This window comes from Rosenbergiella collisarenosi, from assembly GCF_018494085.1.
Taxonomy (GTDB): Bacteria; Pseudomonadota; Gammaproteobacteria; order Enterobacterales; family Enterobacteriaceae; genus Rosenbergiella; species Rosenbergiella collisarenosi.
Genome location: NZ_JABBFP010000003.1, coordinates 322,934 through 341,041, shown reverse-complemented (window position 1 = coordinate 341,041; position 18,108 = coordinate 322,934). Strand labels below are relative to the sequence as shown.

Annotated in this window: 20 protein-coding genes; 7 read left to right on the top strand and 13 right to left on the bottom strand. The window is 47.2% G+C overall.

The features are described 5' to 3' along the window. Positions 1-51 precede the first annotated feature (51 nt). Positions 52-882, top strand: coding sequence for a Sir2 family NAD+-dependent deacetylase (gene cobB, locus HGT70_RS07400; RefSeq protein WP_214195449.1), 831 nt, complete (start codon positions 52-54; stop codon positions 880-882). Between the two features lie 56 nt (positions 883-938). Here cobB and HGT70_RS07395 read toward each other — a convergent pair whose 3' ends face one another. From HGT70_RS07395 to rluE, 9 genes are all read right to left on the bottom strand, one after another. Continuing rightward, positions 939-2,081, bottom strand: a complete 1,143-nt coding sequence (locus tag HGT70_RS07395) for a ribosomal protein uL16 3-hydroxylase (RefSeq protein WP_214195448.1) — start codon at positions 2,079-2,081, stop codon at positions 939-941. Positions 2,082-2,148: 67 nt separating this feature from the next. Next, a complete protein-coding gene (gene phoQ, locus HGT70_RS07390; RefSeq protein ID WP_214195447.1) occupies positions 2,149-3,615 on the bottom strand; it encodes a two-component system sensor histidine kinase PhoQ in 1,467 nt (488 codons plus the stop codon). Further along, complete coding sequence (gene phoP, locus HGT70_RS07385; protein ID WP_214195446.1) at positions 3,605-4,276, bottom strand: two-component system response regulator PhoP; 672 nt, start codon at positions 4,274-4,276, stop codon at positions 3,605-3,607. The genes phoQ and phoP overlap by 11 nt, the downstream gene beginning before the upstream one ends. 105 nt (positions 4,277-4,381) lie before the next feature. Continuing rightward, positions 4,382-5,752: an adenylosuccinate lyase gene (gene purB / locus HGT70_RS07380; protein WP_214195445.1), complete on the bottom strand. Its 1,371-nt coding sequence runs from the start codon at positions 5,750-5,752 to the stop codon at positions 4,382-4,384. A 37-nt stretch (positions 5,753-5,789) separates the two neighbouring features. Then, positions 5,790-6,443: a high frequency lysogenization protein HflD gene (gene hflD, locus HGT70_RS07375; protein WP_342355572.1), complete on the bottom strand. Its 654-nt coding sequence runs from the start codon at positions 6,441-6,443 to the stop codon at positions 5,790-5,792. Further along, on the bottom strand, positions 6,443-7,564 hold the full coding sequence (gene mnmA / locus HGT70_RS07370) for a tRNA 2-thiouridine(34) synthase MnmA (protein WP_214195444.1): 1,122 nt from the start codon (positions 7,562-7,564) through the stop codon (positions 6,443-6,445). The genes hflD and mnmA overlap by 1 nt, the downstream gene beginning before the upstream one ends. 92 nt (positions 7,565-7,656) lie before the next feature. Next, on the bottom strand, positions 7,657-8,586 hold the full coding sequence (locus HGT70_RS07365) for a DMT family transporter (RefSeq protein ID WP_071429631.1): 930 nt from the start codon (positions 8,584-8,586) through the stop codon (positions 7,657-7,659). Between the two features lie 155 nt (positions 8,587-8,741). Then, positions 8,742-9,182: an NUDIX hydrolase gene (locus HGT70_RS07360; RefSeq protein WP_071429633.1), complete on the bottom strand. Its 441-nt coding sequence runs from the start codon at positions 9,180-9,182 to the stop codon at positions 8,742-8,744. Between the two features lie 16 nt (positions 9,183-9,198). Continuing rightward, positions 9,199-9,810 carry a 23S rRNA pseudouridine(2457) synthase RluE gene (rluE, locus tag HGT70_RS07355; RefSeq protein WP_071429635.1) on the bottom strand — a complete coding sequence of 204 codons (612 nt, stop codon included), beginning with the start codon at positions 9,808-9,810 and terminating at the stop codon, positions 9,199-9,201. A 366-nt stretch (positions 9,811-10,176) separates the two neighbouring features. Here rluE and icd point away from each other — a divergent pair, with 366 nt between their 5' ends. Continuing rightward, complete coding sequence (gene icd, locus HGT70_RS07350; protein WP_214195443.1) at positions 10,177-11,427, top strand: NADP-dependent isocitrate dehydrogenase; 1,251 nt, start codon at positions 10,177-10,179, stop codon at positions 11,425-11,427. 102 nt (positions 11,428-11,529) lie between these two features. On the opposite strand, the gene HGT70_RS07345 is transcribed toward icd, so the two are convergent. The 3 genes from HGT70_RS07345 to HGT70_RS07335 form a co-directional block, all read right to left on the bottom strand. Next, positions 11,530-12,672, bottom strand: a complete 1,143-nt coding sequence (locus tag HGT70_RS07345; RefSeq protein ID WP_214195442.1) for a site-specific integrase — start codon at positions 12,670-12,672, stop codon at positions 11,530-11,532. Then, entirely contained in the window at positions 12,662-12,898 is a 237-nt protein-coding gene (locus tag HGT70_RS07340; protein WP_214195441.1) for an excisionase, read from the bottom strand. Before HGT70_RS07340 ends, HGT70_RS07345 begins: the two co-directional genes overlap by 11 nt. 171 nt (positions 12,899-13,069) lie before the next feature. Next, positions 13,070-13,729: a S24 family peptidase gene (locus HGT70_RS07335; protein ID WP_214195440.1), complete on the bottom strand. Its 660-nt coding sequence runs from the start codon at positions 13,727-13,729 to the stop codon at positions 13,070-13,072. 85 nt (positions 13,730-13,814) lie between these two features. Here HGT70_RS07335 and HGT70_RS07330 point away from each other — a divergent pair, with 85 nt between their 5' ends. From HGT70_RS07330 to HGT70_RS07310, 5 genes are read left to right on the top strand one after another with little or no spacing between them, the layout of a single operon-like run. After that, the gene (locus HGT70_RS07330) at positions 13,815-14,021 is read left to right on the top strand and encodes a transcriptional regulator (protein WP_214195439.1); all 207 of its coding nucleotides are present in this window, start codon (positions 13,815-13,817) and stop codon (positions 14,019-14,021) included. A 37-nt stretch (positions 14,022-14,058) separates the two neighbouring features. Then, positions 14,059-14,598 (top strand): YmfL family putative regulatory protein, encoded by a 540-nt coding sequence (locus HGT70_RS07325; protein ID WP_214195507.1) that lies wholly within the window; start codon positions 14,059-14,061, stop codon positions 14,596-14,598. A 4-nt stretch (positions 14,599-14,602) separates the two neighbouring features. Beyond that, the gene (locus tag HGT70_RS07320) at positions 14,603-14,803 is read left to right on the top strand and encodes a hypothetical protein (protein WP_214195438.1); all 201 of its coding nucleotides are present in this window, start codon (positions 14,603-14,605) and stop codon (positions 14,801-14,803) included. Further along, positions 14,784-14,966 carry a DUF4222 domain-containing protein gene (locus HGT70_RS07315; protein ID WP_214195437.1) on the top strand — a complete coding sequence of 61 codons (183 nt, stop codon included), beginning with the start codon at positions 14,784-14,786 and terminating at the stop codon, positions 14,964-14,966. The genes HGT70_RS07320 and HGT70_RS07315 overlap by 20 nt, the downstream gene beginning before the upstream one ends. Then, positions 14,963-15,838, top strand: a complete 876-nt coding sequence (locus HGT70_RS07310) for a conserved phage C-terminal domain-containing protein (protein ID WP_214195436.1) — start codon at positions 14,963-14,965, stop codon at positions 15,836-15,838. Before HGT70_RS07315 ends, HGT70_RS07310 begins: the two co-directional genes overlap by 4 nt. Positions 15,839-15,916: 78 nt before the next feature. On the opposite strand, the gene HGT70_RS07305 is transcribed toward HGT70_RS07310, so the two are convergent. Next, complete coding sequence (locus HGT70_RS07305; protein ID WP_214195435.1) at positions 15,917-17,893, bottom strand: hypothetical protein; 1,977 nt, start codon at positions 17,891-17,893, stop codon at positions 15,917-15,919. Between the last annotated feature and the right edge of the window lie 215 nt (positions 17,894-18,108).

Below are 18,108 nucleotides of genomic sequence, written 5' to 3'. Positions count from 1 at the left end.
GTACTCGCGATAAGGCGAGTATGATGTTTAACGTGTTCTGCAGGAGCTCTCATGCGTACCAGTAATCGTCGTCGCATTCGCGTCGCCCGCTTTAAAAAAGACAAGCGAAACATGCGCCAACGCTTTCGGCAGTCTTATTTTGAAGATGCCCGCATAGCCAAGCTCATCACCAAGCCGCTGCCTAAAGTGGTTGTGCTTACCGGCGCCGGGATCTCAGCGGAGTCAGGGATCGCGACTTTCCGTGCTGCGGATGGATTATGGGAAGATCATGCGATTGAGGATGTCGCGACGCCAGAAGGTTATCAACGCGATCCACAGCGGGTCCATGATTTTTACAACGCTCGACGCCGCCAGCTGCAATCGCCACAACTATTACCCAACAATGCCCATCGCGCGTTAGCTAAGCTTGGAACGGTTCTTGGCGATAACCTACTGATCGTGACCCAGAACATCGATAACCTCCACGAGCGCGCGGGTAGCTCAAATATTATTCATATGCACGGTGAGCTGTTAAAAGCGCGCTGTACCCAGAGCCAGCAAGTCGTGACCTGGACCGGCGATCTGCAGCCGTCGGACCGCTGTACCTGCTGCCAATTCCCGGCACCATTACGCCCACATGTGGTCTGGTTTGGTGAAATGCCGTTACAGATGGAAGGTATCTACCAAGCGATCGCTGAGTGCGATATTTTTATCGCTATCGGCACATCGGGGCAGGTCTATCCTGCGGCAGGCTTCGTGCATGAAGCGAAGGTTCAGGGGGCGGAGACTATTGAATTCAATCTTGAACCCACTGCCTCCAAAGAAGAGTTTATCGCGGGCCACTATGGACCGGCATCTAAAACGTTGCCTACGTGGGTCGAGCTGTTCTTAAGTCAGCGCTAACGCTATTCGGCAGCCGCGCAGATTTGATCTGCGCGGCTTGGCCTAGACGGTGGGCATCAAGTCTCTTCTTCTTCTTCCTCTTCCCCAGCGAAGTGCCAGTAACCTGCGTTAATCAGCCCGGTCAGTTGCGTTAAGGTCGTGGTGTCGTCTATCAGCGGCTGTAAGGCCTCAGCCTCGATAGTAAGATCTTGCGCTAATAAGCGTAAAAACGCCGGATCGGCGTCACTGAAGCGTTCGCCATTGATAAAGGTCTGAGTCGCGAGTTGTAACACCTTCAGTCCGCCGACGCGGTATAACGGCGTTCCCTCATCGAGGGCTTGACGGACTTCATCTTCCTGGTAGGCGGGCTGCGGCGGGGCGATATCTAATTCATGGCGTGACTGCGACAGGAACTCACCTAACCAAGGCGTGAACTCAGCGGAGCGAAGAAGTTCGGTCATCATCCCACGTAACTGTTCAGCTTCATCGGCTAAGACTTCGGACGCACTGTCTCGCAGAGCGAGTGCGGGGTCTTGATAGCGGCGGCTGCCCAACTCCTGCGCTAACACGTAATCGGCGAAGCCACTGAGGAGCTCTTTGCCCGATGGTGCACGGAAACCGACGGAGTAGTTCAGCGAATTTTCTAACGAGTAACCTTCGTGAGGGAAACCAGGAGGAATGTAGACCAAGTCGCCAGGCTCCAAGATCTCGTCAATGATCGCATCGAACGGCGCGACTTGCAGCAAATCGGGGTGAGGAGAATGCTGTGCGATGACGTCATTATTGCCTACACGCCAACGGCGCCGACCCGCGCCTTGAATGATAAATACATCGTATTGATCGAGATGTGGACCGACTCCGCCCTCAGGAACCGAGAAGGAGATCATCAAATCGTCCATTCGCCAATCCGAGAGGGCGCGAAAGGGCTGCATAAGCTCTGCCGCAGCGGGATGCCAGTGGTTAACCGCCTGTACAAGCAGTGACCAATGCGTCTCGGTTAGCTGATCGAAATCGCTAAATGGGCCATGGGCAACCTGCCAACCTGCCGCGGTTTGACTGACGAGTCGACTATCGACCTCGTTTTCCATCGCCAGACCGGCCAATTCATCAGGCGTAATAGGATCCTGAAAATCGGGGAAAGCTTGACGGATAATGACCGGCTTTTTTTGCCAATAGGTTGTAAGAAATGTCGGCCAGTCAATGGCGAGTTCGAATGACATAATACCCTCAGAGATGAAAAAAACTGGCGAGAGTATAGCAGCGTGAGGTCGAGAATGAGATAGAAAATCAGATCATCTGATTGGCAAATACAATCTCCATCCGCGCGCCTCCCCAGTGACTACGCGCCACACGGATCTCTCCGGCATAGTTTTCGACGATCTCACGGGCTAGCGATAGCCCGATACCTTGGCCGGGTCGCAGAGTATCGGCACGTTGACCGCGTTGGAATATCATCTCGTGGCGGGCCGCGGGGATGCCTGGGCCATCGTCGTCGATAAATAGCGTGAGTGTCGCGTCATCCTGTACCGCACTGATATGAATAAATTCGAGACAGTATTTACAGGCATTGTCGAGCACATTTCCCATCACTTCGACCAGATCGTCGCGATTACCGGTAAAGGTGAGTTCCGGCGAAAGCTCGACGGTAATATCAACGCCTTTATTTTGGTAAACCTTATTTAACGCTGAGCACAAACCATCGATTAACGGGGCAACCGCATGGATCTCTCGATGTAAGATATTGTTTTCTGCTTGCAAGCTGGCACGGTGTAAATAGTAGCCGACTTGCTGAGAGATACGGCTGATTTGTTCAAGCATTAGCGGCTCCGCCTCTTCTATTTTCATCGGCTTCGCCCCACGTAGCGCGCGTAGCGTACTTTGTAACACGGCCAAGGGGGTCTTTAAGCTATGAGTCAGATCAGAGAGTGTGGTGTGATAACGACTACTGCGTTGACGCTCGCTTTTTAACAGCAGGTTAAGGTTACTAACCAGCCCTCTTAGTTCCTGCGGGGGTGAGTCGCCCAGCGATTCTCGCTGTCCAGATTCCAAAGCTTTCAGCTCTGCTGAGAGCTGCCCGATGGGCTTGAGGCTCCAGCGTGCCGCGAGCCACAATAACGGAATAACGAGTAGGCAATTTGCGGCTAAGACGTAATTAAACCACGACCAGACAAGCTCGCTATGTTGTAATTCCTGTGGGATAGAGTCGACCACAACGATGGTGAGTGCCGGGAGTGTTGCGGTGGCATCGTAGCGACTGACTGCTACGGAGTGGGTAAAGGTATCGTCGCTATCGAGCTCGGCTATTTTTTTCTGGGCCTTACTGTTATTACCTATCGCCGCGATACTGACTTTATTGCTCGCATCAATCTCATAAAAATTATTGGTGTGTAACCAGCTCTTGTGAATACTGTGACGAATTTCCGGGACATCGCGTAATTGCCAAAGCAGCCGGCCGTGTTCGTCATAAATATAGACGAGCGTCGGGAAGTTTAACTTTAAGTTATCGGGGCGATCGATAACCAGTTGGTTATTGCGCCACTGAGCTAAGGTGAAAAACAGGTTACTCTCGCCGCGCATAATTTGATACGTGCTTTTATCGAAACTGATCACATAGCCAACCACGGCAACCACGCCATAGCACAGTGAGATGACCAGAACCAGCGCCGACGCGGCAAGTAAAAAACGGCCGCGTAACGAAAGGGGAAGCAGCCTAAACGGCGCGCGACGGCGCACAGAGGGAGTACTATGGGGCATCGAACCGGTATCCCAAGCCTCGTAGGGTGGTGATCACTTCTTCAGAGTAGTGCTGTTGAATTTTCTTGCGTAATCGTCCCATGAGCACGTCGATCGTATGGCCTTCGCGCAGATCGGCATCGGGATAGAGCTGCAACATGAGCGACTCTTTACTGACGACGCGCCCAGCGTTGATGATTAACGTTTCAACGATCGTATATTCGAAGGTTGTCAGTTTAATGGGTTGTTGGTTAACCGTAAGCTCTTTTCGCGACAGATCGATAAGGAAGGGCGCGTAGTGGATGACTTGTGAGGCATGACCCGCAGTACGACGTAGGAGCGCCTGCAAGCGTGCGGCCACTTCCTCAATATGAAAAGGCTTTGTCACATAATCGTCAGCACCCGCCTGGAGTGCGGTGACCTTCGATTGCCAGCCTTCGCGAGCGGTCAGAACAAGGATCGGCTGTTTAACTTCTTGGGCACGCCAGCGTTGAATAAGGCTCATTCCATCTTCATCGGGAAGTCCGAGATCGACTAAGGCGACGTCAGGTGCATATTCGTTAAGAAAATAGTCGGCCTCGTGGGCGTCTTCGGCGGCATCGACTTGATGCCCCATCTCGCGCAGCTGTACCGCTAAATGGTGTCGTAATAATGGGTTGTCTTCGACCACTAAAATGCGCATCTCTATTTCCTCTCGTAAAGTCGCGAACACGTAAGAGTAGGGCCTAAGATCTAAACAGGGGCTTAACGCCGCGCAGATAACGCCGCGATTAAGCCCTTTTATACCTTATTTCAGCTCATCAGTCAGTTGGATAGCACGGCCTAAATAGTTGACCGGCGTCATCGCTTTAAGACGAACTTTTTCTGCTTCAGGCAGATCTAAATTATCGATGAACTGCTGCATACCCTGTGCGTCAATACGCTTACCACGAGTGAGTTCCTTTAGTTTTTCATAAGGCTTCTCAATACCATAACGGCGCATAACGGTTTGGATTGGCTCAGCAAGTACTTCCCAATTCTGATCCAACTCGGCGAGAAGTTTGTCTTGATTGACTTCTAACTTCGAGATCCCCTTCAGGGTCGATTGATAGGCGATGAGTGCATAGCCTAAGCCTACGCCTAAGTTTCTTAACACCGTCGAATCGGTCAGGTCACGCTGCCAGCGAGAGACGGGCAGTTTGGTCGCTAAGTGCTGCAGAACCGCGTTCGCTAAACCTAAGTTGCCCTCAGAGTTTTCGAAATCAATCGGGTTAACTTTATGCGGCATCGTCGAGGAGCCAATTTCACCGGCAATAGTCTTCTGGCGGAAGTGATTCAGTGCGATGTAGCCCCAAATATCCCGGTCAAAATCGATAATGATGGTATTGAAGCGTGCGATACAATCGAACATTTCGGCGATGTAATCGTGCGGCTCGATCTGCGTGGTATAAGGGTTCCAGCGGATACCGAGCGCCGTCACAAACTCCTCGCTGACTTGATGCCAATCGACTTCAGGGTAAGCGGCGATGTGGGCATTATAGTTACCGACCGCGCCATTAATTTTACCAAGGATCTCACATTTTTCGAGTTGGGCGACTTGGCGGGCGAGACGGTAAGCCACGTTAGCCATTTCTTTACCTAGGGTCGATGGAGTTGCCGGTTGTCCATGGGTACGGGAAAGCAGCGGGATATCGCGATAATCAGCCGCTAAGGTTTCGACTGCCGCCAAGACTTTACGCCATTCTGGCAAGATAACCTGCTGGCGCGCCGTTTCAAGCATCAGCGCATGAGAGAGGTTGTTAATGTCCTCAGACGTACAGGCGAAGTGAATAAACTCTGTGACCGCATGAAGCTCAGGCACCGCCGCCACTTTCTCCTTGAGGAAGTACTCAACCGCTTTGACATCATGGTTAGTAGTGCGCTCGATGGTCTTGATCGTTTGGGCGTCCTCGACCGAGAACTCCGCAACGATTTTATCTAGGTAAGCGTTTGCGTCTGCGCTAAATGAAGGAACTTCAGCGATTTGCGTCACTGATGAAAGTTTCTGTAGCCAACGCACTTCGACCTCGACGCGGAACTTTAACAATCCGAATTCGCTGAAGATAGCGCGCAATGGGCTGACTTTGTCACCGTAGCGACCGTCGATAGGGGAGACCGCGGTGAGTGAGGATAATTCCATCAGTAAACTCCTGAGTAAAAAATAAACATTGCTGCCACTACGCGTCAACGTGTGGCAAGCCAGATAAAATTAATTTCGCCATCTCGACCATCTTCCCGCGTGAGAATAGCAGCTGTAGCCGACCACCGCCGCATTGCTGCCACAACATCGCCGAGCGCACACCGGTGAGCAGGACTGCGCGGACACGGCTTTGCACGAGAGAGTTTTGCAGGATGGCTTGCTCGCCAGTGATTTGAATACGTGGCCCCAATGGGCTGACGATATCGGTATAAATACTGGCGGTCGATGAAGCGAGTGTAGATGAGTCGATCCCAAAGTGTTGTAACTGGCGATCGAGCTGACGTAAGCGTTGCTCAAGGTCGCTCATGGCCTGAGTGTTTTTAGTTACCTTACGTTCTAAGCCGATCATTCCTAAGCTATAACGGGTAATGTCGGCTAAGGCGCCTTTCTGTGCGGGCGTATTGAGTACGGCAATGACCGTCTCTACACCGAAGCGCAGCGCAGCCTCGTCCCCCCCAAAGAAAGCCAGTGCGCCACCTGTACCGTTAAGGGGATGGGTAAGGCTATGCAGCGAGCAATGATACGCGGCTTCGGGACAACGTCCATGGCGAGCGAGCTGCTGCGCAAGATGCGCAGCCTGACAGATGCCTGCAAAGGCCAGCGTCATCTCGTAGGTATCTTTTTTTGCCACTACACGATATCCGTAGCCACTAGCGGTAAGCGTTGCTCAATCACACCGCCGCCTAGGCAACGGTCGCCAAGGTAGAAGACAGCCGACTGACCAGGGGTGACAGCCGCAACCGGTTCATCAAAACGGACCTCGATACGCTCGGCATCGAGGGGGGTGATCAGGCAAGGAATATCGGTTTGACGATAACGCGTTTTAACGCTGCAGCGCAGGGGTTCGGTGATCGGCTGGCGATCGACCCAGTGCAGCTGTTGAGCGATGAGGCCTACGGACATAAGGCGGGGGTGCTCACCGCCCTGCGCGACGATGAGGTGGTTTTGTTCGACGTCTTTATCGACCACATACCAAGGATCATCGTTGCTTTCCTTACGCCCGCCGATCCCGAGTCCTTTACGCTGGCCAAGGGTGTGGTACATCAGGCCTTGGTGAGTGCCTAACGCTTGCCCATCGACACTGAAGATCGGACCTGGCTGCGCGGGGAGATAGCGCGCGAGGAAATCTTTAAATTTACGCTCACCAATAAAGCAGATGCCGGTCGAGTCTTTCTTGCGCGCAGTGACCAAATCAAGCTCGTCCGCAATACGGCGGACCTCTGGTTTTTCTAATTCGCCGACCGGGAACAGGCTCTGTGCAACCTGCTGATGGCTGAGCGTGTAGAGGAAATAGCTCTGATCTTTGTTCGCGTCGAGACCGCGCAGTAATTGGCTTTTACCGTCAACATCTTTACGGCGCACGTAGTGACCGGTCGCGATAAAATCAGCGCCTAGGTCTTCGGCAGCGAATTCGAGGAAGGCTTTAAATTTGATCTCTTTATTACAAAGAATATCGGGGTTAGGCGTACGGCCAGCTTTATACTCTTCGAGGAAAAGCTCGAAGACGTTATCCCAATACTCGGCAGCGAAGTTAATTTTATGCAGTTTGATGCCTAACTTATCGCAGACAGCTTGTGCGTCGGCCAAGTCTTCCGCAGCAGTACAATACTCTTCGCCATCATCTTCCTCCCAGTTTTTCATGAACAGGCCTTCAACTTGATAGCCCTGTTGCATCAGTAACCAAGCTGAAACGGAAGAATCTACACCCCCGGACATGCCGACGATGACTTTTTTTGCACTCTGGTCAAACATAAATACTCACTGAAGTTGGCAGACAAAACGAACGCCTCAGTGTACCACGCACCGAGACGCTTCGCACCTGTAATACCGCCCTGGATTACACCCTATGTGCGCTGTTGCGTTGAGAGTCTAGTAGGGTGGGAGGCTTTAAGACGTTGATGACGTCGATTGCCAAATAGAGTGAGGAAGATCCCTATGGCTAGCGGGGCCATTAAGCAGAGTGACGCGAAAGAGATCGACCGTCCATAGAGGATATTCTCCAAGCTTAAGGCGATAATAGGGAAGATTAGAAAGACAATCGATGCTTGGAAAGCGGTTGCGCGTTGTTGCAGCATGAAGTAACACAGGATGCCGAATACGCCAGCAAATGCCCCGAGATAGAGCACCGCCAAGAGCGATTGAACGCTAAACTGGCTTATAGCCGGCTGCTCAATAAGACCACCTAACAGGGTGAGTCCGATTCCCGCTGCCAGGCAAGGTAGGGCATTAAACGTGAGCACCGAAACGCCCACACAGCGTTTCTTACATAAGGCATACATCACCGCATGGATCACCACTGCCGCCACTAGCATCGCTATCCCCAAGAATTGCCCCGCTGCTTCTCCTTGCGATTCGTGTAGCAATACACAAATAAGTGCTACGAGTGCCAGAGTAAGACCGAGTATCTGGAGAGTGTTCGTTTTTTCGCCTAATAACAGGACCGAGGCACAGAGGACCGCAACAGGCATCATCGCAAAAATGACTGAGGCCAACCCAGAGCTGACCCAACGTTCGCCGTAGATCATCAAAGTAAAGGGGAGGGCAAAATAAAATAGGCTGATGATGGCTTGGAAGCGCCGCTTGCCAGGGGGAAACAGTAAGGGTGAACGGCTAAGCTTCACGGCGAGTAGAAGAAGTGGTGCAGCACAGAGGAAGCGCAGACCGGTGGCGAAGAGGGGAGGGATAGAGGTGCCCGCAATCTTCATAGCTAACCAGGTAGTACCCCATGTCAACGACACGATGATAAAGAGTAATGTTTTAATGACAGAATTCATCTCGTTAACCTCGATAAGTTTAGGGGGTTACTATATCGAGATCACGAGAGAATGATTTTGCTACTTTCTCTACTTAAATAAGGATAGAGAGAAATTAATTCTCCTCAACATCAAAAAAGGAGAAATAGTTTCTTCAGTAGTGCGATTGGTAAACATTACTGCACAAACCAGTTAAGGACGGTAAGCGGATAACGCTGACCTGACTGCCACAGCGTGACGCTTTCTGCGACTAATGGGGAGCGCAATTGGTCGGAGGAGAGGATCTCATCAGGCGTTAGCCAATGACAGCAGTCGATGTCGTCATCTTGAGGGGCCGTCGTTAAGCACGCTGCGACCTCACAACTGAATAAAAAGCGAATAAATGGTGTACCGTCCTTTGCCGTCCACTGGTGGACACCGAGTAGATGTTCCGGGGATAGGGTAAGCCCAGTCTCTTCAAGGATTTCGCGCTGCATAGCGTCGATTAAGCTCTCTTGCGCTTCCAGATGACCCGCCGGTTGATTCAGTGTGACGGCACCGTCAACACGCTCCTCAACCACCAGTAGCCGCCCTTGCGCATGAATAACACAGGCAACCGTAATATGGGGGGTGAACATAGCTGCTCCTTAACCTCTACTGGGAATTTTCGATTTTACGCCACTCTCCGCAAGCCAAATCGTCGAGGCTATAAGGACCGATGGCGTAACGAATTAAGCGTAATGTAGGAAAACCAATATGTGCCGTCATACGGCGGACTTGTCGGTTTCGGCCTTCCTGTAGCGTGATTTTCAGCCATTGCGTGGGGATCGCTTTACGTTCGCGAATCGGCGGGGTACGCGGCCACAACCACAGCGGCGGGTCGCAGCGCTCGACGCCAGCTGGAAGAGTGGGACCGTCTTTCAACGTGACGCCAGTTCTTAACGGGGCCAGCTGGGCTTCGCTAGGCTCGCCCTCGACTTGAACATAATAGGTCTTTTTTGTTCCTCTGCCGGGCTGCGTCAATGCTGCTTGTAACTTTCCGTCGTTGGTTAACAAAAGTAGCCCTTCGCTATCTCGGTCTAATCGTCCGGCCGCATAGACATCGGGAACGGAGATATAGTCTTTGAGCGTAGCGCGCCCTGCGTCGTCAGAGAATTGGGGTAACACATCGAACGGCTTATTGAAGATGATGACGGTCGTCGGGCCGGTTGGACGACGGCGAGTAAGCGGTTTTTTAACGCGTGGTGGGCGAGAGTGTGGCGACATAGTTTGGATTCTTGTAAGTAATTTCGCTCATTATACCTGAGACTACCCAGAATATAACCCTACCACTGTTAGGCTTTATGTTGATGTCTAGCGCATATTGCAGTAAGTTTTTCCAACGTTTATCGCGCCACGACAATAATCATTATTCACCACGTTAATCCTTTGTTGTGAAAATGTAGAGGGTGATAAGTCATCCCGCAGTGGACGAAGCAAAGTAAATAATGAGTTTCACCAGCGAGTTACCAAGTAATTAGAAATAATTTGCGACGCATTCATATGTTTTTTTCTAGGAAATTTGGGGTGAGTTCGCGTAACATACCCCGACACATTACAAGTTATTAACAAAAACGCTCGAAGGAGAGGTTGATGGAAAGCAAAGTAGTTGTTCCTGCATCAGGCCAGAAAATCACGCTAAATCAAGGCAAATTAACGGTTCCAAACAACCCAATCATCCCTTATATCGAAGGGGACGGTATCGGGGTTGATGTCTCTCCTGTGATGCTGAAAGTGGTCGACGCGGCAGTCAATAAAGCCTATAACGGCGAGCGCAAGATTTCTTGGATGGAAATTTTCACTGGCGAAAAATCGACAGAAGTTTACGGTAAAGACGTCTGGTTACCGCAAGAAACCCTCGATCTAATCAAAGACTATCGCGTTGCCATTAAAGGGCCACTCACCACGCCAGTTGGCGGTGGTATTCGCTCGCTGAACGTTGCCCTCCGTCAAGAATTAGACCTTTATGTGTGTTTGCGTCCCGTTCGCTATTATACCGGCACACCAAGCCCGGTAAAACGCCCTGAAGACACCGATATGGTGATCTTCCGCGAGAACTCTGAAGATATCTACGCAGGGATTGAGTGGAAAGCGGGCAGCGCCGAAGCCGATAAAGTGATTAATTTCTTACGCACCGAGATGGGCGTGAAAAAAATCCGCTTCCCAGAACAGTGTGGTATCGGTGTTAAGCCATGTTCCGAAGATGGGACTAAACGTTTAGTCCGCGCCGCCTTCCAATACGTTATCGATAATGATCGCGATTCGTTGACCTTGGTCCACAAGGGTAACATCATGAAATTCACCGAAGGCGCCTTCAAAGATTGGGGCTACCAGCTGGTGAAAGAAGAGTTCGGTGCCGAGCTAGTAGACGGCGGCCCATGGATGAAGGCGAAAAACCCAAAAACCGGCAAAGAGATCATCATCAAAGATGTTATCGCTGACGCATTCCTACAGCAAATCTTGCTACGCCCAGCGGAATATGACGTGATCGCCTGTATGAACCTGAACGGTGACTACATTTCTGATGCATTAGCTGCGCAGGTCGGTGGTATCGGTATCGCTCCAGGTGCAAATATCGGTGACGAGTGCGCACTGTTCGAAGCCACTCACGGAACGGCGCCTAAGTATGCGGGACAAGACAAAGTGAACCCAGGCTCGGTTATCCTTTCCGCAGAAATGATGTTACGTCACCTCGGCTGGTTTGAAGCCGCAGACTTAATCGTTAAAGGTGTTGAAGGCGCAATCGCCAATAAGACCGTGACCTACGATTTCGAACGTCTGATGGAAGGCGCTAAGTTACTGAAATGTTCAGAGTTTGGTGATGTGATCATCAGCAATATGTAATTAGTCACTCTGCGTTATTGATAAGAGCGGGTACTGAAAAGTGCCCGTTTTTTTACTGTAAAATTCTTTCCCCAAAACTCTCCCCAAAATTCTTCCCCAAAACTACCCCGATTTTAGTGAAATAGTGACCCATTCTTTGCCTCGATCATCGTTATATCGGTCGGTCATTTTTGCTGACTTATGCCCCAATAATTTTTGAGTATTGATACCCTGTTCACGATAGAGTCGCTCCGAGAGTGATCGTTGTTCGTGGAAAGTCGGGGCCGCATTTTCTGGCCACGTAAAGCCCGATTTATCGCGAGCTTTTTTAAAGGCAGTGGTTAGGTTGCTGGTGGACAGTTGGCCACCACGAGGAGCTTGTGAGGTGGCATGGCGATAATGAACGAGGTATTGGCTCACCACTGCATCACGGCACTGTGAGACAACCTCGGTTAACGTCATATTGAGCGCATTGCATTTTAGGGCTAACGGTATCGCTAGGCGACTTCCGGTTTTTTCCTGCTCGATATGCAGATGCCCATCCCAAATATCGGTAAACTTCATCCTGCAGATATCGCCAATACGCTGGCCGGTGACGAGTGCCAGTAACATGCCGTTTCTCAAATAAGGTCGCAAGGTTTTCGCTTGTTCAAATATCACGAGCCACTCATCTAACGACAAGCGCTGACGAGTCACTTTGTTTCTTGGTTGACGGGTTGCTAGGGCAGGGTTATATCCAGGGGGAACGATTCCCGCATGTTGTGCCTCTTTGAACAGATCAACTAAAACTAACCGCACAACTTGAGCCATACGGTTATGACCTTTCGCTTTAACGTCATCGATAATCTCAGAGACATGCAAGGTGGTAACTTGATCCATAGGGGTCATGCCGCAGTGCTCGTTGAAGAGTCGTAAAGGTTTTTTTTTCTGTTTAAGACTGTTTTCTTTTAACTCGAGATGAGCCACTTTCTCTGCTTGAATTTCTAAGTAGCGATCGATCCATTGAGTAACAGTAGGGCTATAAGATGAGTTTTTTAGCCGGCTGAGTCGGTCATTAAGGCTAAGAATTTGTCGTGTTTTCTGCTCAGCGATTATGGTATTGGCCTCGGAGGCTATCTGTTTTGCTTCAACTTCGTCGCTTCCGAGACTATGAAATTTTCCTGTCAGAGGATGCTTATACTGCCAGTAGATCTTTCCTGTTCGCTTATCTAACTTGCAGTATAGGTTAGGTATAGAGATATTATGTGCTCTAGGTCTAGCAGCCATCCTCAATGATCCTTTTGAGTTTTGGGTGAGCATTTGTGGGTAATTTCGGAGCTGATAACTGCCCAACGTAGCGAGCTTCCTTGTCTACCATCCATCTACGACCCACCTTAATAGCGGGTGGCATGATCATGTTCGCTTTAGCGTACTTGCATAAAATCCGTTCATGCGGCGCAAATTCACCAAACTCTTGTTTAGCCCATTCTGGTAACGAAAGCATCCTAGCCATTTTTATCTCCACACGTTCTCGCAGCAACGAGAGTTTTAAAGAGTAAGGGTTCTGCAAAACCCCTATCTACGTTCTCCACACAAGAGAAAACATAGATGCTCGTTTTATTATGTACCTATACGGTACATTGTCAATCCAAAGAATATCCTATTATATGGATATTCTTTCAATTTAAAGTCTGGGTTTACCGGAAAAGATAACTGTCCCCATGATCTTACAATTATCTTCGACAGGTATATATTTTTCAGGCCAATTAACATTTAGGGCCTTCAAATACTTTTTGTTACCTTCCTCAATAAGTCGTTTAAAGGTTGTTTCACCAGTATCTGTAAGTAAAGCGACAACATCATTTCCAGAGGTAGGGGAAACTGATGGATCTACAAAGATAAGTTCTCCTGGTTTGTAGTCATCTGACATCGACTCGCTAACTACTCGTAATACATAAGTAAGCGGTCCGCATGAGATAGGGCAAGGAAGCTTCTGTAGTTTATCTGTATCCATTTGGGTAAGTCCTTTTTCGTTCCACTCACTTACTTTCTCCCATGGAATAACCGGAACAGATCTAAAGTCATTTGACTTGTGAACTGGCTCGAAGGAATTATGTTTTTCTGTATTTTCTCGGTCCTGGTCAAGCCAACCCTCAGGTAGATCGAAACATCTTTCAATGTGACGAGCCAAGTCCTCCCCAATATTTTTAGTGGGATTATTACCAAGTATGCGACTAGTTTGGGTTGCTTCTCTGTCTATTCTTTCAGCAAAAAAAGAGTTCCCACCAGTTACATCACGTAAATTTCTCGCGTTGCCGCGCCTAATTTCTTTGATCGTTTTCATAATTCCATTAGATGGTTTGTATCTAAATGGTACAAGTTCCTTGAAGGAACTTTTTTAAAGTGTAATATGTTCCTCGGGGGTACATATGAAAAGTTATTGGGATTCACTTACAGCTAGCGAACAGGAATCTCTAGCTATGGCTTCTGGCACAAGTCGACAATATTTGAGGCTGATTTTTAATGGATACAAAAAAGCTGGTTTTCAATTGGCCATATCGATTGAAAATTTGACCCATGGTCACGTTACAAAGCAGCAGTTACGTCCAGATATTTATGCTCGTTCAAATAGTTGAGTTTAGTAACCACAGATGTAAGGAGGTGGCAGTGGTGATAGGAAACTGGAAAATTCAGAAGCAACCTGACTGGTATATCAAGGCTGTCAAAAAAACCATAACTGAGTTAGCTGGTGGGTATTCGGAGGCCGCTGAGTGGCTAGGCATTACTCAAAACTCACTCTTTAATCGCTTACGTGCTGAAGGTGATCAAGTTTTCCCCATCGGCTGGGCACAAGTAATACAGCGTGCCGGCAATACTCACTATGTTATTGATGCGATGGCTCGTGAAGTGGGATGTATTTGTGTACCTCTACCAGAAGATGAGTTAATTGGCGTAACAGATATCAATGAGAAACTGCTCGAGGTCTTTGAAGAGGTGGCACGTTACTCACAGCTGGTCAAAAAATCCATTGAAGATGGCGAGGTCGATCAGGAGGAATTTGAGAATTTGAAATTGGGCTTATACAGGTCGACGGTCAAAATGCAGGAACATTTAAATCTCATTAGCCGAACATTTTGTAAGCCAGAAGAGGTGAACGCCCCGAGTTGCAGCTCAGGACGTTCGGTTGCGAAAAACACTTGTGTGGAGAATTAATCGCGTGAGCATTGTAACAGCAGAAGAGAAATTGCCGCAACTGAGAGTGTTGCCGGTCCGTGGGGGCCAGTTTCCAACGCTCTACTGCTATACGTTGATGGTATATGGAAAATGGATCCCTATTCACCACAGTTTTGCTGAATGGATTGTGGGGGAGTTCAATCAAATGGCCAAGGAAGGCGCAAATGGAAAAAGAATTCATTAGGCCCTGGGTGGCACGGTATCGGAATTCCCATGGAATTGAAGTTCAAACGGTCGGGGTAGATATCATCAACCATCGAGTTATCTACCGACAGAAAGGGTACCCATACGACTGTGTGTGCCCACGTCGAGAATGGTCCAAAAAGTTTAAGAGGGAACCATCATGAGCGTTAAGTTGAGTTCATATGTATGGGACGGCTGTGCCGCTGCAGGGATGAAGTTAACGAGCGTGGCCATCATGGCACGCCTCGCTGACTACAGTAACGATGACGGGGTGTGTTGGCCCAGTATCGAAACGATAGCTCGACAACTTGGGGCAGGGGTTTCAACTATACGAACGGCGATCGCAAAGCTTGAGAAAGAAGGGTGGCTAACTCGTCAGCAAAGGAGATCAGGTAATCGTAATGCTCCGAATATTTACCGATTAAATGTGAGTAAGCTTAGACAAGCTACTTTATCTCATACGCCAGATTCTGACCCCTCAAATTCTGACGGGTCAAAATCTGACGCATCAAATTCTGACCCGTCAAAATCCGACGCGTCGAAATCGAGCAAAACGGACCATTTTCATCCCCCAGAATCTGGCGGGGATCCGTTAGTAAATTCAACACAGGATCCATTATTAAATTCAAAACCCATTTGTCAGGTTGCTGAGCAACCCGACCCGCAAGTTTTACTTACAGACCAGGCTAAGCAAGTTTTAAAACACCTGAACTTGATCACAGGTTCACGATTTACGAACTGTAATTCGTCACTGGAACACATAAGGGCCAGATTACGCGAAGGATTTACCTCTGACGAACTCCAGCTGGTGGTTGAGTATAAAATCGAAGACTGGCGCGGAAGTGAGCAGGAGCAGTATTTGCGACCCATGACGCTGTTCACACCAAGCAAGTTTCCGGGGTATCTGCAGAAAGCAGGTCGGTGGCAAGAGGCGGGAAGGCCTAGGCGTGTCGATGGGAGTTGGGTTAAGCGAGATATCATCTCTAGAAATAGTAACCCTAACTACGCTATTCCTGCTGGGTTTAGGGGGGAGTAACAAAAGAGTTTCATTGATTGTATTGCTTATATAAAATAAAGTTACAGAGACTTTAAAAAACCTCTGTAACTAGTTTAATTAAAATACATCGCCATATTTTGTTTTTTGTTTTTCTTGCGCTTTATCTTGGTCGTTTAAAAGTTCAAATAATTCCTCAAGGCAAATGGCAAAAATATATGAGTTTGTGTTGGTATTGAGAATGTGAGTTATTCCGTGATGTTTTCTGTGATGTATATTGTCGAAGTCCAATAAAGATATTACATTATATTTTTTTTCATATTCAGTACCCATACTCCAAAAGATTGCTAACTCAATACTACGCTCATCTTTAACTTCTGATTCAAATTCTCTGATTAACCCATCTAGAGTGTACTTATATTCTAATATCTTAGGTTTGATAATATATGGTTTTATTAATTGCTCTGAATTAACACCTAATGGGTTTTTATGTTTATCGAAAAATAAATTTTCGAGTGGTTCTTCAGCACAAAATCTAAAAACACCATCGTATTGTGATGATTGCGACGTTGCTAATAGCCTTATTCCTCGTATGACACCACCTGCAAGGAGCTGGTTAAATAATACAATAACATCTTGTTCTGATTGCGGAACTGCACCAATAGAAATTTTTTTAGTTGGAAGGAAGAAAACGTCATTATCCAGAACAAGGGGATTATTTTTCTCATGATCTTCTAATTCTCTTAACCATTGATCAACTTTTATTTCCCTTTCTATGTCTGCTTGAGCTCCACTATCAGATTTTAAATACATTCTCTGATTGCTTAATTCTCTAACAATAGCAACAGAAATCTTTTCTGCTAAATCTTTTAGTTCTGGTTGAAAACCCTTACGGCCTAGATCTGGATCAGCTCCTTCGAAGTGAACAATTACATGCGTTTGGTTTTGATGCCCAATGTTCTTAGTCAAGGGTATAGTTATATTTTCTCCTTGAATCATTCGGTTATTAGCGATGCAAAGCCCTCCTTTCATAATTCTTAAGTTTTTCCTTAATTTTGCTTTCTTATCATTTAATTGATCCCAAACCTCAGTGGAATATGCGAAGTAACCATAAGCAGTTACTTTATAATTTTTTATTAATTCATATTCATCCCCATCTTTTTCTTTTATTAAAGATAATAATGATTCTGAAGTGTAAAATTCATAAATTCCATTTGAATTTCTAAATCGTAGAGAAGTCTTTTGGATATCCTGGCCTTGATCTAGGGATTTTTTTATATTTTCTTTTATTTTAGTGTAATTTTGTGAAGCACTTATTTCGTTGTGTGGGAATTTATATGAAGCTAGTGTATCTGTTTTACGTGTTACATCTCCGTTTGGAGCTGTTACCTGTAAATCAAAGAAAATATCTTGACTATCATTCTTATCTGAAAGTTGTATTGCTCCCAAAGGTGTTTTTAATAATAGTAGATACATCCATTGCTCGGCAGTTGTAGCCTTATACCAGCTCAAATTTGCTGGGCGGATATGACTGCCAGTGAATATTATTTTGAAACTCGACCCTTGGTCTATTTGATTAAATAGATCACTTTGCGTTTCTGTTTTTTCAATCTTAGGGCGCGCAACTGATCCATCAATGTTTTCAATCCATTCTCTTCCTCTCCGCATTAAACCTTGGTAACTAAAGTGAGGGTTTTTTGTTCTTATGAATAAATTGTTGAATCCATAAGCTATATAAGTGACACCAACACCTTTGTTTCCTCTGGTTTTTCCACCGGATTTAAATGATATACTTGGTGCAAGGAAAGCTCTAAATTCGCTTTCTTCAAAACCACACCCGCTATCACAGATTTCTATTGAGTTTTCATTTAGATCTATGTGAATAAATATTTTAGGTATATAGCTTGATAATTGATTTTTTCTTTTCTCTACAGCATCCATAGCGTTTTGAAGTAATTCTGAAAAGGGATCGTAATTACTAACGTATGACTTTAGTATATTCTTTATCTCTCTTTTCTTCGCTGCAGCAACTACATCCTTATCAATGTCATTAGCTGTTTCAAGTGGATCCCAACTAGAAATGTTAATTTCGCTCATAACTTCAAATCATCCGGTAATTGTAAATTGATATATTCTAAATTAAATTTAAGGCTAATGCTACTATTTAAATGAATTTTATGAATGGGGATGGACAGAATATTCATATGGGAATTTAATTAATAATAATCTTTTAATATTTAATTTACGCGATTCTCATTAAGATATCTGGGTATTAATAATTTTATTGTACTCATATCGGTTTTTATTTTTAT

What these genes read in the sequence shown, in the direction of transcription:
- cobB (WP_214195449.1), top strand. Translation starts at nt 52, where the DNA reads ATGCGTACCAGTAATCGTCGTCGCATTCGCGTCGCCCGCTTTAAAAAA.
- HGT70_RS07395 (WP_214195448.1), bottom strand. Translation starts at nt 2,081, where the DNA reads ATGTCATTCGAACTCGCCATTGACTGGCCGACATTTCTTACAACCTAT.
- phoQ (WP_214195447.1), bottom strand. Translation starts at nt 3,615, where the DNA reads ATGCCCCATAGTACTCCCTCTGTGCGCCGTCGCGCGCCGTTTAGGCTG.
- phoP (WP_214195446.1), bottom strand. Translation starts at nt 4,276, where the DNA reads ATGCGCATTTTAGTGGTCGAAGACAACCCATTATTACGACACCATTTA.
- purB (WP_214195445.1), bottom strand. Translation starts at nt 5,752, where the DNA reads ATGGAATTATCCTCACTCACCGCGGTCTCCCCTATCGACGGTCGCTAC.
- mnmA (WP_214195444.1), bottom strand. Translation starts at nt 7,564, where the DNA reads ATGTTTGACCAGAGTGCAAAAAAAGTCATCGTCGGCATGTCCGGGGGT.
- HGT70_RS07365 (WP_071429631.1), bottom strand. Translation starts at nt 8,586, where the DNA reads ATGAATTCTGTCATTAAAACATTACTCTTTATCATCGTGTCGTTGACA.
- HGT70_RS07360 (WP_071429633.1), bottom strand. Translation starts at nt 9,182, where the DNA reads ATGTTCACCCCCCATATTACGGTTGCCTGTGTTATTCATGCGCAAGGG.
- rluE (WP_071429635.1), bottom strand. Translation starts at nt 9,810, where the DNA reads ATGTCGCCACACTCTCGCCCACCACGCGTTAAAAAACCGCTTACTCGC.
- icd (WP_214195443.1), top strand. Translation starts at nt 10,177, where the DNA reads ATGGAAAGCAAAGTAGTTGTTCCTGCATCAGGCCAGAAAATCACGCTA.
- HGT70_RS07345 (WP_214195442.1), bottom strand. Translation starts at nt 12,672, where the DNA reads ATGGCTGCTAGACCTAGAGCACATAATATCTCTATACCTAACCTATAC.
- HGT70_RS07340 (WP_214195441.1), bottom strand. Translation starts at nt 12,898, where the DNA reads ATGGCTAGGATGCTTTCGTTACCAGAATGGGCTAAACAAGAGTTTGGT.
- HGT70_RS07335 (WP_214195440.1), bottom strand. Translation starts at nt 13,729, where the DNA reads ATGAAAACGATCAAAGAAATTAGGCGCGGCAACGCGAGAAATTTACGT.
- HGT70_RS07330 (WP_214195439.1), top strand. Translation starts at nt 13,815, where the DNA reads ATGAAAAGTTATTGGGATTCACTTACAGCTAGCGAACAGGAATCTCTA.
- HGT70_RS07315 (WP_214195437.1), top strand. Translation starts at nt 14,784, where the DNA reads ATGGAAAAAGAATTCATTAGGCCCTGGGTGGCACGGTATCGGAATTCC.
- HGT70_RS07310 (WP_214195436.1), top strand. Translation starts at nt 14,963, where the DNA reads ATGAGCGTTAAGTTGAGTTCATATGTATGGGACGGCTGTGCCGCTGCA.
- HGT70_RS07305 (WP_214195435.1), bottom strand. Translation starts at nt 17,893, where the DNA reads ATGAGCGAAATTAACATTTCTAGTTGGGATCCACTTGAAACAGCTAAT.